This is a genomic window from Mucilaginibacter sp. P4_E8 (assembly GCF_056401495.1).
In genome coordinates, this window is sequence record NZ_JBFUJG010000012.1 from 1 (window position 1) to 14,147 (window position 14,147).

14 protein-coding genes and 1 tRNA gene are annotated in these 14,147 nt (G+C 40.7%); 3 read left to right on the top strand and 12 right to left on the bottom strand.

Annotation, left to right across the window (positions count from 1 at the left end):
- Positions 1-43: 43 nt before the first annotated feature.
- The 8 genes from AC1DRQ_RS07460 to AC1DRQ_RS07495 all read right to left on the bottom strand — a co-directional run bounded on the left by AC1DRQ_RS07460 (position 44) and on the right by AC1DRQ_RS07495 (position 8,589).
- On the bottom strand, positions 44-1,282 hold the full coding sequence (locus tag AC1DRQ_RS07460; protein ID WP_477423303.1) for an MFS transporter: 1,239 nt from the start codon (positions 1,280-1,282) through the stop codon (positions 44-46).
- Positions 1,283-1,403: 121 nt separating this feature from the next.
- Positions 1,404-2,498: a chorismate synthase gene (gene aroC, locus AC1DRQ_RS07465; RefSeq protein ID WP_477423305.1), complete on the bottom strand. Its 1,095-nt coding sequence runs from the start codon at positions 2,496-2,498 to the stop codon at positions 1,404-1,406.
- Between the two features lie 246 nt (positions 2,499-2,744).
- Complete coding sequence (gene aroA, locus AC1DRQ_RS07470; RefSeq protein ID WP_477423307.1) at positions 2,745-4,058, bottom strand: 3-phosphoshikimate 1-carboxyvinyltransferase; 1,314 nt, start codon at positions 4,056-4,058, stop codon at positions 2,745-2,747.
- A gap of 7 nt (positions 4,059-4,065) precedes the next feature.
- Positions 4,066-5,193: a chorismate mutase gene (locus AC1DRQ_RS07475; protein WP_477423309.1), complete on the bottom strand. Its 1,128-nt coding sequence runs from the start codon at positions 5,191-5,193 to the stop codon at positions 4,066-4,068.
- 92 nt (positions 5,194-5,285) lie between these two features.
- A complete protein-coding gene (locus AC1DRQ_RS07480; protein WP_429393746.1) occupies positions 5,286-6,185 on the bottom strand; it encodes a prephenate dehydratase in 900 nt (299 codons plus the stop codon).
- 235 nt (positions 6,186-6,420) lie between these two features.
- The gene (locus tag AC1DRQ_RS07485; RefSeq protein ID WP_477423312.1) at positions 6,421-7,320 is read right to left on the bottom strand and encodes a sterol desaturase family protein; all 900 of its coding nucleotides are present in this window, start codon (positions 7,318-7,320) and stop codon (positions 6,421-6,423) included.
- Between the two features lies 1 nt (position 7,321).
- A complete protein-coding gene (gene aroB / locus AC1DRQ_RS07490; protein WP_477423314.1) occupies positions 7,322-8,380 on the bottom strand; it encodes a 3-dehydroquinate synthase in 1,059 nt (352 codons plus the stop codon).
- 2 nt (positions 8,381-8,382) lie between these two features.
- A complete protein-coding gene (locus tag AC1DRQ_RS07495) occupies positions 8,383-8,589 on the bottom strand; it encodes an RNA-binding S4 domain-containing protein (protein ID WP_429393732.1) in 207 nt (68 codons plus the stop codon).
- Between the two features lie 58 nt (positions 8,590-8,647).
- On the opposite strand from AC1DRQ_RS07495, the gene AC1DRQ_RS07500 reads away from it, so the two are divergent.
- Positions 8,648-9,847 carry a proline dehydrogenase family protein gene (locus AC1DRQ_RS07500; RefSeq protein ID WP_477423317.1) on the top strand — a complete coding sequence of 400 codons (1,200 nt, stop codon included), beginning with the start codon at positions 8,648-8,650 and terminating at the stop codon, positions 9,845-9,847.
- A 46-nt stretch (positions 9,848-9,893) separates the two neighbouring features.
- Here AC1DRQ_RS07500 and AC1DRQ_RS07505 read toward each other — a convergent pair whose 3' ends face one another.
- The gene (locus AC1DRQ_RS07505) at positions 9,894-10,523 is read right to left on the bottom strand and encodes an HAD family hydrolase (RefSeq protein ID WP_477423319.1); all 630 of its coding nucleotides are present in this window, start codon (positions 10,521-10,523) and stop codon (positions 9,894-9,896) included.
- 66 nt (positions 10,524-10,589) lie between these two features.
- Between AC1DRQ_RS07505 and AC1DRQ_RS07510 the strand changes: the two genes are divergently transcribed.
- Positions 10,590-10,663: transfer RNA gene (locus AC1DRQ_RS07510), tRNA-Ile, on the top strand.
- Positions 10,664-11,421: 758 nt separating this feature from the next.
- Here the strand turns inward: AC1DRQ_RS07510 and AC1DRQ_RS07515 are convergent.
- The 3 genes from AC1DRQ_RS07515 to AC1DRQ_RS07525 all read right to left on the bottom strand — a co-directional run bounded on the left by AC1DRQ_RS07515 (position 11,422) and on the right by AC1DRQ_RS07525 (position 13,651).
- Positions 11,422-12,180 carry an SDR family NAD(P)-dependent oxidoreductase gene (locus AC1DRQ_RS07515; RefSeq protein ID WP_429393723.1) on the bottom strand — a complete coding sequence of 253 codons (759 nt, stop codon included), beginning with the start codon at positions 12,178-12,180 and terminating at the stop codon, positions 11,422-11,424.
- Between the two features lie 33 nt (positions 12,181-12,213).
- On the bottom strand, positions 12,214-12,837 hold the full coding sequence (locus tag AC1DRQ_RS07520; protein WP_429393721.1) for an NADPH-dependent F420 reductase: 624 nt from the start codon (positions 12,835-12,837) through the stop codon (positions 12,214-12,216).
- 61 nt (positions 12,838-12,898) lie between these two features.
- Positions 12,899-13,651, bottom strand: coding sequence for an SDR family NAD(P)-dependent oxidoreductase (locus tag AC1DRQ_RS07525; RefSeq protein ID WP_429393718.1), 753 nt, complete (start codon positions 13,649-13,651; stop codon positions 12,899-12,901).
- Between the two features lie 110 nt (positions 13,652-13,761).
- On the opposite strand from AC1DRQ_RS07525, the gene AC1DRQ_RS07530 reads away from it, so the two are divergent.
- Positions 13,762-14,124 carry a winged helix-turn-helix transcriptional regulator gene (locus tag AC1DRQ_RS07530; protein WP_429393715.1) on the top strand — a complete coding sequence of 121 codons (363 nt, stop codon included), beginning with the start codon at positions 13,762-13,764 and terminating at the stop codon, positions 14,122-14,124.
- The last annotated feature ends 23 nt before the right edge of the window (positions 14,125-14,147 follow it).

The window sequence follows — 14,147 nt, forward strand, 5'->3', positions numbered from 1 at the left end:
ATATATGGTATTATCCAGATCTAATATTATAGCTTTTTTCATGTTAAATAACTTTTTCAACTATGATTGTCGCTTGTTTATAAGGATGTGTGAACTTTTTCAGGATAAAATATCCGGTTGACGAAAACAAGCACACTGCTCCTAATACCCACCACAGCAAATTAAATCCGCCGTATGCAATGATCTGGCTTCCCACTGCGGGAGCAATAATTTGAGCGRCCGACCATGACATGCTGTACAATGCCGCATATTCTCCGCGGTTGTTGTTGGTTGTTCTGCTTATCCAAAAAGAATTCATGAAAGGCATACTCAATATTTCGCCTAAAGTGATCATGGCTACGATCAGTATAGCAATCCATGCCGTATGTGGCAATAGATTTAATAAAACAAAGCTGGCACCAGCTACAATAATACCCGTACTGATGTAGGTAAGCGGGTTTCTTTTGCCTTCTAATTTATGGATCAATACCATTTCAACCATCACTATTAAAATGCCGTTTAATGCCAGCAAAAAGCCAATAAAGCGTTCGTTAAAATGCCACTGTATCTTATAAAATACGGGCTGCATAATAAAGAACTGGAAAAAGCAGGTGGCAAAAAGTGTGCTCAATAAAATAAATATCAAATACACCCCGTCTTTATAAGCCGATGTTGATTTGACTATTTGGCCCGCTGCTTTAACGGTTTTAATGATCTTTGAGCGGGGCATCAGTTTTAATAACAGGAGCGCGGCAAAAATATTGGTACAACCATCAACCCAAAAAAGTAAATGGTAGTTGAACGATGCCAGGAATCCTCCCAAACCACCGCCAAAAGCCCAGCCCAGATTTGTAGCTAACCGGTTTAACGAGTAGGAGCGTATTTTATTTTCATCGTTGCTATAATGTGCAATAGCTGTTGAATTAGCCGGGCGAAAAGATTCATTGCAGATACTTAAGATAAACGTACCAATACTAACAGTTATGAAAGTATGCTGATAGCCTAAAATAAGGAACAATATGCCGCCAATAAGCAATGCGCCAACCTGGATATCATAAAAGCCTATCTTATCGGTTAGTTTGCCGCCAATAAATGCGCCTGATATGGCTCCGGCGCCAAAAAATGCCATCACCCAACCAGATTGTACAATAGTAAAATGCAGTTGCTGAATGGTGTAAATGCTCATAAACGGTACCACCATAGTACCGCTCCGGTTAATGAACATAACCAGGCTTAAGTACCAGCTGTTTTTAGATAGTCCGCTATAGGCTTTTTTGTATAATTGGATGACAGGCGTTAGCATTACTCAGCAAAGATAGGGATTAAGCTTAAAGCCTAATGCAAAAAGCCCAAAGCTTTTATACGCTTTGGGCATCTAATTGTAAATTATTAAAAGCTTGCTTTAAGCTTTCTGCCTTACGCTTTTAGCTTAAAATGGAGTTTCTGTTCCTGAGCCAATGATCAGCTAAAACCAATGCGGCCATGGCTTCAACAATGGGTACAGCACGTGGTACTACACAAGGGTCATGGCGGCCTTTGCCTGATATTTCGGCGGCATTGCCCTCACTGTCAATGGTAGCCTGGTTTTTCATGATGGTGGCCACCGGTTTAAAAGCTACTTTAAATTCAATAGGCATACCGTTGCTGATACCGCCCTGTATACCACCCGAAAAATTGGTTATGGTGCTCACAGTGCCTAAATGCGATTTAACAAAAATATCATTATGCTCTGAGCCCCGCATTTCGCTGCCGGCAAAGCCCGAACCATATTCAAAACCATGAACCGCGTTAATGCTCAGCATGGCTTTGCCCAGATCGGCATGGAGTTTATCAAATACCGGATCGCCAAGGCCAACCGGGCAATTTTTAATATAGCAGCTTACCTTACCGCCTACAGTGTCGCCGTCTTTGCGTACGCTATCAATAAAAGCGATCATTTCTTCGGCTGTCGCCGGGTCGGCACAGCGTACGATGTTCTTTTCACGATCGTCAATAAATTCCTGTATATTTTCAATACTTACATTGGGTGCATTGATGGTGCCAACACTGCTTACATGAGCCGCAATTTCAATTCCCTGGCTTTTAAGCAATAGTTTGGCCAATGCGCCGGCTGCCACACGTGCGGCAGTTTCGCGGGCTGATGAACGGCCCCCGCCACGATGATCACGGATGCCATATTTTACCTGATAAGTATAATCAGCATGGGAGGGACGGAATACATCCACATTATGGCTGTAATCTTTTGAGCGTTGATCTTCATTAGGGATCAGCATGGCGATAGGAGTGCCCGTGGTTTTACCCTCAAACACGCCGGATAATATTTTTACTGTATCGCTTTCCTTACGTTGCGTGGTTATTTTTGACTGACCGGGTTTGCGTTTATCCAGTTCGCCCTGGATATAATCCAGATCGACCGTTAATTGCGCCGGACAGCCGTCAATAATTACCCCTATAGCTTCGCCATGCGATTCTCCAAAAGTGGTTATCCTGAATATTTGCCCGAATGAATTGCCTGCCATTGTCTTATTAGATATGAGATGTTAGATATGAGATTTGAGATAACTCATTGCAAATATCAATAATTGGTTTTGTTATTTAAGTTATTGTAAGAAAGCAAAAAGCCTCACCCAACCCTCTCCAAAGGAGAGGGCTTTAAAATACTTTTTTTTAAAATCTCCCCCAAAGGGGAGATTTAGAGGGGGCTTTCTCGCAATGACGGGTGGATATTAATTTAACCTTTTGCCTTTCAGCTTTAATCCTTAGCCTTATCTTTCTATTTCCTGAACTCCGAATCCAAGCTTTGCCAGATCGGTCCAGAATGCAGGGTAAGATTTATCAACTACCGGCCCGTTCTCAAATTCAAGTTGCGGGATGATGAGCGCCAGCGGTGCAAATGCCATAGCCATACGGTGATCATGATAGGTATTGATAAACATACGTTCGGGTATAAACTTTTCGCTACAGTCCAGTTTATAAACCTGACCTTTTTCGATCAATTTTACACCCATTTTTTCCAACTCGGTCTGTAGAGCCAAAATACGGTCGGTCTCTTTTATTTTTAAAGTTTCCAGGCCTGTAAAAGTAGCTTCATGGCCCAAAGCCGCGCATACTACAATGATGGTTTGTGCCAGATCAGGACATTCCTTAAGGTCGAATATTTTACGTGCAAGTGGTTTAACCTCTTTTGTTAAATGCACCCCGCCATCTTTAAATTGCGAAGTGATACCAAAATTGGCCATGATCTCGGTTATCACGCTATCACCTTGTAAACTATATTGGGTTAAGCCGGTTAACAATAACTCAGCCTCATCTGCCAGTGCTGCAATGGCATACCAGTATGATGCCGCGCTCCAATCGGGTTCAACATGTAATGAAGTTGTTGCAAACTCCTGATTTGATATTGTAATGACGTTACCTTCCCAACTGTGCTGTATCTTTGCGGTTTCTAACATCGCAAGTGTCATTTCAACATAAGGACGGGAAGTTAACTCACCTTCAATATGTAATTCCAAACCAAAAGGCAGTCGGGCAGCGATGAGTAACAACGCGGTAATATACTGACTGCTAATGTTACCTTTAATACTGATCTTACTAGTTTGCTGCTCGAAACTGCCTTTTAGTTTTATAGGAGGGAAGCCCTCTTTTTCTTCATAGTCAATATGGGCACCCAACTCTCTCAGCGCATCAACCAATATACCTATTGGTCTTTCTTTCATCCTCTGACTGCCGGTTAGTATTACTTCATTATCCTGTATTGCAAAATAAGCTGTTAAAAAACGCATGGCTGTACCTGCGGGGCCAATGTCTACAAGTCTTAAGTCTTGAGTTCTGAGTTCTAAGTCTTTTGATCTTTGACTTAAGACTTCAGGCTCAAGACTCAGAACTTCAGACTTCGTACCTCTCAAAATACCAGCAAGCAACACCGCGTCGGCCGCGTCCGAAACATTCTCAACTTTTACTTTACCATCGCTTAATGCCTCGATGATCAGTGCACGGTTACACTCACTTTTTGATCCGGTAAGGTGTACCGTGCCATTTATTTGCTTATTACTTTTTGTCAGGATGATGTTTTGCATCATTATATAGTTATGCGTGGGTTAGTTTTTCTGCTGCTTGTCCGGCTTCACTTTTATTCATGATAGCTGTTTGCCTGCTGATAGATTCGGCGTGTAAAAGCTCCAATAATTTCTCAGTAAACTCCTCGCCTAATTTTAAAGCTTTTGCATAGTTGGTGCGTTTTTGAAGAATCTCGTCCCAACGGCCAACTTGTAAAATGGTAATGTTATTGTCTTTTTTGTATTGACCGATCTTATCAGCAATTTGCATACGCTCGGCAATTTTCTGAATAACTAAATCGTCAATTTTGTCGATCTGGTTACGTAACTCGGCCAGTTTATCGTTTACTTCTGCATTACGGATCTCCGGTTTACGTAAAGCCAGGTGATCGATAATATCAGCAAGGGCCGCAGGGGTAACCTGTTGTTTAGCATCTGTCCAGGCTACACTTGGGTCAATGTGCGATTCGATCATCAAGCCTTGCATATCAAGATCTAAAGCTTTTTGTGATATGTAACCGATAAGGTCACGGTTACCAGAGATGTGACTTGGATCGTTGATGATAGGCAATTCAGGAGCTAAGGTTTTTAAGGCGATAGCGATATCCCACATTGGTTCGTTACGGAAAGCAGATTTCTCGTAAGATGAGAAACCACGGTGAATAGCGGCCAGTTTAGTGATACCGGCGTTGTTGATACGCTCCAACGCGCCAACCCATAAAGAAAGATCAGGATTTACCGGGTTTTTAACCATTACTGGAATATCAACCCCCTTTAGGGCATCAGCAATTTCCTGTACAGTAAAAGGATTAACGGTTGAACGGGCACCTACCCATAATATATCAACGCCAGCTTTTAATGCCTCTTCAACATGTTTGCCAGTTGCAACTTCAATGGCAGTAGGTAAGCCGGTTTCAGCTTTTGCACGTTTAAGCCATTCTAAACCAATGCTGCCAATACCTTCAAATTCACCCGGACGTGTACGTGGTTTCCAGATACCTGCACGTAATGCAGATACGCGGCCCGTTTGGGCTAATAAGTGGGCAGTAGCCACCAGTTGATCTTCCGTTTCGGCGCTACATGGGCCTGCTATTACCAATGGTTCTTTTCCGGTCTTGATCCAGGTATGAAGCGGCTGTATGTTTAAATTTAATTTCATTGTTTTGTTATTAGTCCGGCAGATTATTTATACCGGTGTTTTTATATTTTATGTTAATTTTTCTTTTACTTTTTGATTGCTGTAATGCAGGCTCAGATGTTCCTTCTTATATTGATATATCTCCGGACCCTGTCGTTTTTTAGTGGTTTTGGAGTTAATTCATCGTCATGTCTTTCATATTCACCAAGTATGTTAAAATTGTGCGTGTATTTAAGTATTTGTCGTATGGAGGCATCATATTGTTTTTGTTCTTCCCATTCAATGTCTACATAAAAATTGTACTCATTGCGTTTACCCAAAATAGGCATTGACTGAATCTTGCTCATATTTACGCCTTCATCGGCAAAAATATTCAACACTTTGGCTAAAGCCCCAACCTTGTTACTCACCTGAAAGCAAAGAGAAGCTTTGTTGGCATTCTTTTTTTCTACATTATCATGATGGGTAAGGATCAGGAAACGGGTAAAATTCTTTTTGTTTGATTCAATTCTGCGTTCCAATACATCAAGCCCATAAAGTTTCGCAGCCAGTGCATTGGCTATGGCAACAGTATCAGTTAATTGTTCGTCCCTAATACGTTTAGCACAGGCCGCCGTATCATTACTTTCCACAATTTTAAGATGCGGGTATTCATCAAAAAAATCAACACACTGACGTAAAGCTATAGGGTGCGAGGTTACGTACTTTATATCTTCAAATTTTACACCTGGCAATGCCATTAAGTGTAACTGAATAGGTAAATAAATTTCGCCCACTACCGGGAAACCATAATCAAGCAATAAAGTATAGTTTGGCAATATGCTTCCTGCAATACTGTTTTCAATTGCCATTACTACATAATCAGCCTCTTTATTTTTTAAGGCCTCAAATGTTTGCTTAAAAGAGTTACACTCAATGGTTTGGGCATTCTCGCCAAAGTACCTTATGGCTGCTTCTTCGTGAAAAGAAGCGCGTATTCCCTGTATTGCAACCCGTGGTTTTTCTATTTTCATAAACCCTATTAAAGCAAAAAATCCCGGCATTTTGTGCCGGGACTTTTTAGTTTCTTTATGTGTGTGTTAAGTACATATTAGTCCCGGCTCTCACTGTTAAAGTAAAAGTAGTAACCGAAATAATATGCGCTTGTAAATTTCATTTGTTTTTTATTACGTTGTAAATGTACGGCTAAAAATGTATTTGTCAATAGAAAATTTTAATTTTTGTAAAATAACTTTGTCCAACCAAATTTTATTTGCCAAAAGCCTGTTTTTTGTATTCCCGTTGCATAACCCGTGCAGTTTGTGTACTGCCATCATGGCTCCAACCCGGAGGGTTTAACAAATACCCGATCTTGTTTTTAACGCCCGGTGCATGTTTAACATCATGGAGCAAGGCTTTCCACTCATGAAAAAGTACATTTACCGGACCCATGTCTTCGGGTTGTTTGGTTAAACCATATTTAACGGGTTCCTCCAAATCTTCATCTCTGAAAGTTCCAAACATCCTGTCCCAAATGATAAGCATCATACCCATGTTTTTATCAAGATATGGAATGTTTGATGCATGATGTACCCGGTGATGTGAGGGGGTTACAAATAACCAGCCATACCATTTTGGTAGCGGTATTTTATATTGTGTATGTACCAGGTTACCATAAAGTTGGGTAATTAAATAAGCATACAATATATCTAATGCTGTAAAACCCATCAAAGCGAGCGGCAGGTAAAAAAACACACGGTAAAATGGCTCAAATACGGTTGAACGGAATCCTGTAGTAAAGTTAAAGTGCTCTGATGAGTGGTGGGTTACGTGCATGGCCCAAAAAAGCCGGCAGTAATGGCCCGTATAATGCAAAACCCAATATAAAAAATCCTGCACCACAACCAGTAAAAACCAATACAAATAAACGTTATGTATTTGAAAAAGCCGGTATTGATAAGTAAGGGTAAGGATAACAAATGTGCTTACTTTAACTATCAAATTAGTAATAACCGCAAGTGAAGTAAGATAGATATTAGTCAGCGTATCGCGCGTTTCATAATATTTACGATTTTCCCAGTAGCTTAAACCCATTTCAACAAGGGTTAATACTACCAGTAAACCCATCAGCACAAGTGCTGCTTTATCCCTGGAATCTAAGCTGGACATCTTACAAATTAATGTAATACATTAAACTTTCACAAAGTTCGGCTTCTGTACAGATATTATCAATATTGCATTGACCAATATGCGTCAGTAACGTGCAATTTATTTTACCATCCTGATTTTTCTTATCCTTTTGCATGATGGCAAACAGGGTATCAAAACTCGATTCGGCAATTGTATATTTTGGATAAAGATCGCTAAATACATTTGTTATTTCGCTCAATTCGGCAGCGCTTAACCCTGTTTTTTTGTGTGAGAGATACGACTCGCAGATCATGCCTATTGCTATCGCTTCACCATGAGATAAAGAGTCTTTATCATTTATTAATGAATTAGTTTCGATTGCATGGCCAATGGTATGACCAAAATTCAAAGCTTTGCGGATGCCTTTTTCAGTTGGATCTTCAATAGTTATTACATTCTTTATCTCTACAGAGCGGTAAACCAATTGTGCCGAAGGGTTTTTCAGGTCGCTTGATTTAAGCTGATCCCAATAGTTAGCATCGGCAATTAAACCATGTTTAAGCATCTCTGCAATGCCCGAAAGGATTTGGCGGGCGGGAAGTGTTTTTAAAAAATCGTACTCAATAAATACAGCTTTGGGCTGGGTAAAAGTACCTACGATATTTTTTATACTATCAATATCAATCCCCGTTTTACCGCCTACTGATGCATCTACCTGAGATAAAAGGGTGGTAGGTACATGCACAAAATCAAATCCCCTTTTAAAAGTTGAGGCTGCAAAGCCCCCCAGATCCGTTACAACGCCACCACCAAGATTTATTAACAGGCTTTTACGGTCGGCATCAAAGTCGATCAGCATTTTCCATACACCAATGCAAAAATCAATATCCTTGCTTTCTTCGCCGGCATTTATTTCGATAAGGTCATAGTCGCCCAGGCCATCAATCTTGCTTTTTATGATGGGTAAGCAGTGGACACCCGTGTTCTCATCGGTTAAAATAAAAAAGCGCGAATAGTTACCTTTTTTAATAAAGTTAACCAGCTCGTCAATGCTATTATTAAAATAAATAGGGTAATTATCGCTTTGAATAGTATCCATAATTATATCACCATGATTTTATTACCTCTGAATTCAACCAGGTCACCGCGCTTAACTTTAAGCCGTTTACGGTAGTCAACCTGGCCATTATAAGTCACTTCGCCCTCACTTACAACTATTTGCGCCTCACCGCCTGTTGACACCAGATTGGCGGCTTTTAGTAATTGTATCATGGGGATATAGTCGCCCGTTAATTTAAATTCTATCATGGAGGGGCAAAAATAAACTATTCATGGAATAATGAGATATCATTTTATAATTTTGCAAATGCTTTCTAACGAAACGAACAATAACATCAAACACGCTAAGCTCTCTTTTGAAAATACAGAAATCGCTTTCCGTCATTCATCTAATGCTGATCTTAACCGGGCCTACTGGTTGTTCAGAATAATTAACATTAACTTTTTGGTAAAGATAGGTCCGCCGGTAACCAACCTGGCTATGAAAATAGGCTTACCCATTAAAAGCCTTATAAAGGCAACCATATTTAAACACTTTTGCGGTGGCGAAACTATTGAGGAGTGTAATAATACGATTAAAAATCTACACAGCGGTGGGGTAGGTACCATATTAGATTACTCTATAGAAGGTGAGGATGATGAAACTGTATTTGACGATACACGCGATGAGATCATACGAACCATAGTACGTGCTGCAACAGACAAAGCTGTCCCTATCACTGTTTTTAAAATAACCGGCGTTGGCCGTTTTGCACTATTAGAAAAACTTGATGCCCGGCTGCCGCTTACCGCCGACGAAGAAAAAGAATGGCAAAAAGTTCAAAACAGGGTGCTGGCCATTTGTGATAAGGCTCATACCAGTAACGTGCCAGTAATGATTGATGCTGAAGAAAGCTGGATACAGGAAACCATTGACCTGTTAGCATTGACTATGATGAGCCGCTTTAATACTAAAAGGGCAATTGTATACAACACATATCAAATGTACAGGCATGATAAGCTGGCATCGATATTAAATGACCATGAAATTGCTATTAGTGAGGGGTTTATTTTAGGTGCAAAAATTGTGCGCGGAGCCTATATGGAAAAGGAACGTAAGCGTGCTGAAGAAAATGGTTATCCATCGCCCATTCAACCTGACAAAAAAGCTACCGATCTTGATTATGATTCTGCACTCGATTATTGCACTACTCATATTAATAAGATAGCTTTTATAGCAGGAACCCATAACGAAGAAAGCTGCCGTTTACTTGCCGAACTTTTAGATGCTAAACAAATAGACCATAAGAACCCTCATGTTTATTTTTCGCAGCTATTGGGCATGAGCGATAACCTGAGCTTTAACCTTGCTGATGCCCAATATAATGTAGCTAAATATGTCCCGTACGGCCCCATTAAGGCTGTATTACCCTATTTATTTAGACGTGCGCAGGAAAATACAGCCATAGCCGGGCAAATGAGCCGGGAGCTAAGTTTAATTGTAAAAGAAAAAAGAAGAAGAGGGTAACAATTATTGAATTTACTCGAGTTAAAAGCTATAGAATTTGCACATTCTATAGCTTTTCTCTTTTAAAGAACTGTTGCAGCGTATCAGGAGCTGTCATTAAAAAGGTTTGGATACCTAATTTTTGAGCGGCGGCTAAATGCTGCGGACTATCGTCAATAAATAATGTCTCGGAAGGATCAAGGCTGTTTTCCTTTAATACTAAATCAAAAATTTCAGGTTCGGGTTTGCGTTTGCCGGTTAGGTGCGAATAATATGTTTTTTCGAAAATGTGATCATTCCCATCAAAGCCAAATTCAGATTTCAGATAAGCCATAATATGGTCGTAATGGATAGCATTGATATTACTCAGTAAAAAAGTACGGTATTTATCCTTCAAGTTTAACAGCAATTCGTTGTTGCCAGCCTCAATTCCGAGTAACATGCTATTCCATGCAGTGTTAATTTGATCATTTGTCAACGCTTGATTGCCTGTTTTTTGCCTGATATAAGTCCTGAATTCGTCGGCTGTAACCTCGCCGCGATCAAATTTGTCAAAAATTTCATCCTGTTGTTTATGACCAAAAAATTCCGCTGCATTATTGATTCCCAGTTGCTTCCATGCTTGCTGCGCCCTTAAAAAGTCGATACTAAATATAACGTTACCGTAGTCAAAGATGATGTTTCTGATATTTTGCATAAAAAGGGTTTTGTAATTTGACGACAAATATGTAAAATTGCACCCGTTAAACAAACACAAATAGCTGCGCCTATAGCTCAGTTGGTTAGAGTAGAAGACTCATAATCTTTTGGTCCCTGGTTCGAGCCCAGGTGGGCGCACGAAAAATAAAGCATTTTTTGCCTTTATTTCACGATCCAAAATAGCCCTTTTCTGCACGGAAAGGGCTATTTTTGTTAAAAATAGTGGCTTTCTCTGCCGCGCAGCTTGACCAGGTGATCACCCATGTTAAAGTCAGGTCTTACATAATTTTTTGTTGAACTTGACGAAAAATCGTCTGGAATACGTCTGGATGATTTTCGTCGCTAAAGAAACTTAATTATGGCGACAGTTAGCGCAGTGGTTTACGAGGATCAGAAAAAAGCCGACGGAACCTACAATGTGAAAATTAGAGTATTTGACAGAACTTTGAGTAAAAGTTTCGTTATTCCAGTTTCGTGGGTATTCAAGACAAGCGGCAGAAGTTAATAGCAGACCCGGAAAATTTGTTGATGAATGAAATTTATGTCAAATAATTATATAAAGGAGTGACAAGACTTTGTGTTTGAAGTTCATTGGGATTGCTGAAAAAAAATCAAAGATAACTGTAATTTTACTGTCGGAGTTGCGATGCACCGAGCGGCCGACTGGTTGATAGCCATGGTCGGGCTAGCCAAGCGCCTTTCCCGAATATAACCTTAAACAAAACAGCTTCCCTGTTACCAAAGAAGCTGCTTTTAAAATAAGGGAACTCCATTAATTTCCGAGGCTTGCCATATCTATAACAAAGCGATATTTTACAACAACTTTTTCCAAGTGTTCAAATGCCTTGTTTACATATTCGATGTCAATGATTTGTGACTAGCAGTAATATGATGATTTAAAAACCATACATACCACCCGAAACGGAAATTTGCTCTCCTGTAATCCAGGCTGCATCATCGGAAGCAAGAAATACGGCAGCTTTTGCAATATCTTGGGGCTGACCTCTGCGACCAAGCGGGGTATTGGCAACAAACATTTTTTCATACTCACTGCCAGGGGTAACGCCCGCACTGGTTGCTCCTTCTGTTTCCGTAGCGCCAGGCAAAATAGAATTGATACGAACGTTTTTTGCACCCAGTTCTTTCGACAAAGAAATCGTTATGGCATCTAATGCTGCTTTAGTTGCAGAGTACAAAGAGACTCCCGCCATCGGCGATTTGCTTGCACCCGAACTGATATTGATGATATTGCCACCCTTATCGCCAAACAGTTTTAAAGATGCCTGGATAGTAAGTACAGGACCCAAAACATTGACGTTGAAATGCTGATGAAAAGCTTCTACCGATGCATGTTCAATAGGTAAAAATTGCTGAAAGACCGCGTTGTTTACCAAAATATCCAATGAGCCAAAAGCCGTATTGGTTTCTTCAAACAGCCTGGTTACATCGGCTTCTTTCGATACATCGGCCTGTACCGCAATGGCAATTCCTCCATTGTCCGTGATCTCCTTCACTACGCTATCTGCGCTTTCTTTACTTGAGGCATAATTCACAACTACCTTTGCGCCTTCTGCCGCAAAGTATTTGGCAATAGAGGCGCCTATTCCTTTTGAAGAGCCGGTAACTACCGCCACTTTGTTTTTTAATTTATTCATTGTTTTATTATTAAAGATTTGAATCACGATTCATCAGTCGAACTTGACCAGGTCCTTAAAAATCAGTTGCCCCCAGCTATTTCCGTGCGCCTGTACAAGCAGTCCGCCTTCTGAAAGCCCGCCAAGTTGGATTGGTGCAAAACCGAGATCTTCCGCAAGCGCACCGATCTTTGCTGCTGCGCCGTCATCATCGCTTGCCAGGAAAATGACTCTCCTGCCACCATGTACGGCCGGAGCCTGGTCAAGAATGGCGGCGATCAGATGGTTGAAGCCCTTAACCAATTTTCCACCGGTGAAGGCCTGCGCGACGAACTCGGCAGAAGGCATTCCTCCCAACTTCGCGGGCGGCACGCCGTAGGCATTAGTCACATCGACGATGGTCTTTCCCTGCCAAGTGGGCAGTGCCTTTGCCACATCTGGGTGCGATTCAAAACGCACAGCCAGAAAGATGACGTCTGCCTTGACGGCTTCTGCCAGTGTTGTGGGAATGATCCCGGGTCCGATTGCGGCCGCATCGGATGCAAAACTTTCCGGATTGCGTGTAGTTGCAACGGATACTTCGATTCCGTTGCGGGCAAACGCCCTGGCCAGGGCTTTGCCGATATTGCCGAAGCCTATTATGGCGTAGCTCGCTGCTTTATTTTCTGATTTGCTCATTTTGAAAATTATTTTAATTATTTAATGGCGCGAGTTTATAACTCGCGCCGGCCTGGGTTAATTACTTAGCCAAATAGGTCATGCCGCCATCAACAAGGATTTCAGCACCCAGCAAAAACGAAGAATCATCAGAGGCCAGGAAAACTGCTGTTTTACCAATGTCAGCTGGTTGCCCGATTCTGCCTATCGGCATTTCACCTGCAAAGTGTTTTTTTATAGCTTCAATTTGTTCTAAGGGAACAAACTTTTCAAATGCCGGTGTATCTGTTGTACCTGGTGTTATTACATTTGCTCTGATTTTTCTGCCTAAAAGGTCGCTTGAAAATGCTTTTGCAAAAAAGATCACGGCCGCTTTTGCAGCACCATAAAGCGTAAAATTCGGATAAGCCCGATGTGCTGCATTTGACCCGATCAAAATAATAGAACCAGCATCATTCATATAGGGCAATGCTTTATGAACCGTGAAGTAAACACTTTTCAGGTTTAAATCTATTGTCTTGTCAAAGTCGGCTTCGCCAAGAGTTGTCACAGTTCCTACAGCTCCACCACCCGCGTTGGCTACGATCACATCTATTTTACCAAACTTTTCAGCTGTTGCTTTAAACACTCTTTCCAGATCGGCAAGGTTGGTTACATCGGCATTTATGGCTATAAAATTATCGCCAAGCTGAGCCACAGCATTATCTAAAGTTTTCTGGTTTCTGCCGACAATAACTCCTTTAGCACCTTCATTTTTAAATTCCAGGGCAATGCCAAAACCAATGCCGCTATTACCACCTGTGATAACTGCTACTTTGTTTATTAATCTACTCATTATTTGATATATTTTTAAAATCTGTTTCGCAAAGGTATTATCAATAGTTTATATTTGTAACTATTACAGTATATTCTGGTTACCATTGGGTAACTACAATTTAAAATCATATGAGAGACGAAAGATTTTGTAATTCGCATTGTCCATTTACGAGAGCTATTGGCACCATTGGTAATAAATGGAAACCAATTTTATTAGATGTTATTGGCACCCGTACCATTCGTTTTGGTCAGCTCGATTCCATAGTACCACTCATTTCAAGGAAGGTACTAACCGAACAACTAAAAGAGTTGGAAGAAGATGGACTATTGGAAAGATTGGCCTATAAGGAATTACCGCCAAGGGTAGAATATAAGTTGTCTGAAAAAGGCCTAGCTTTTTTGCCAATTTTAGAAAATATAAAAGAATGGAATTTAAAATATGAAGTAGCTTTAATACCCAAACAAACTGATAGGGTAAATTATGCCAGATAGTGTAAATTCTTGCGAGCAACAAC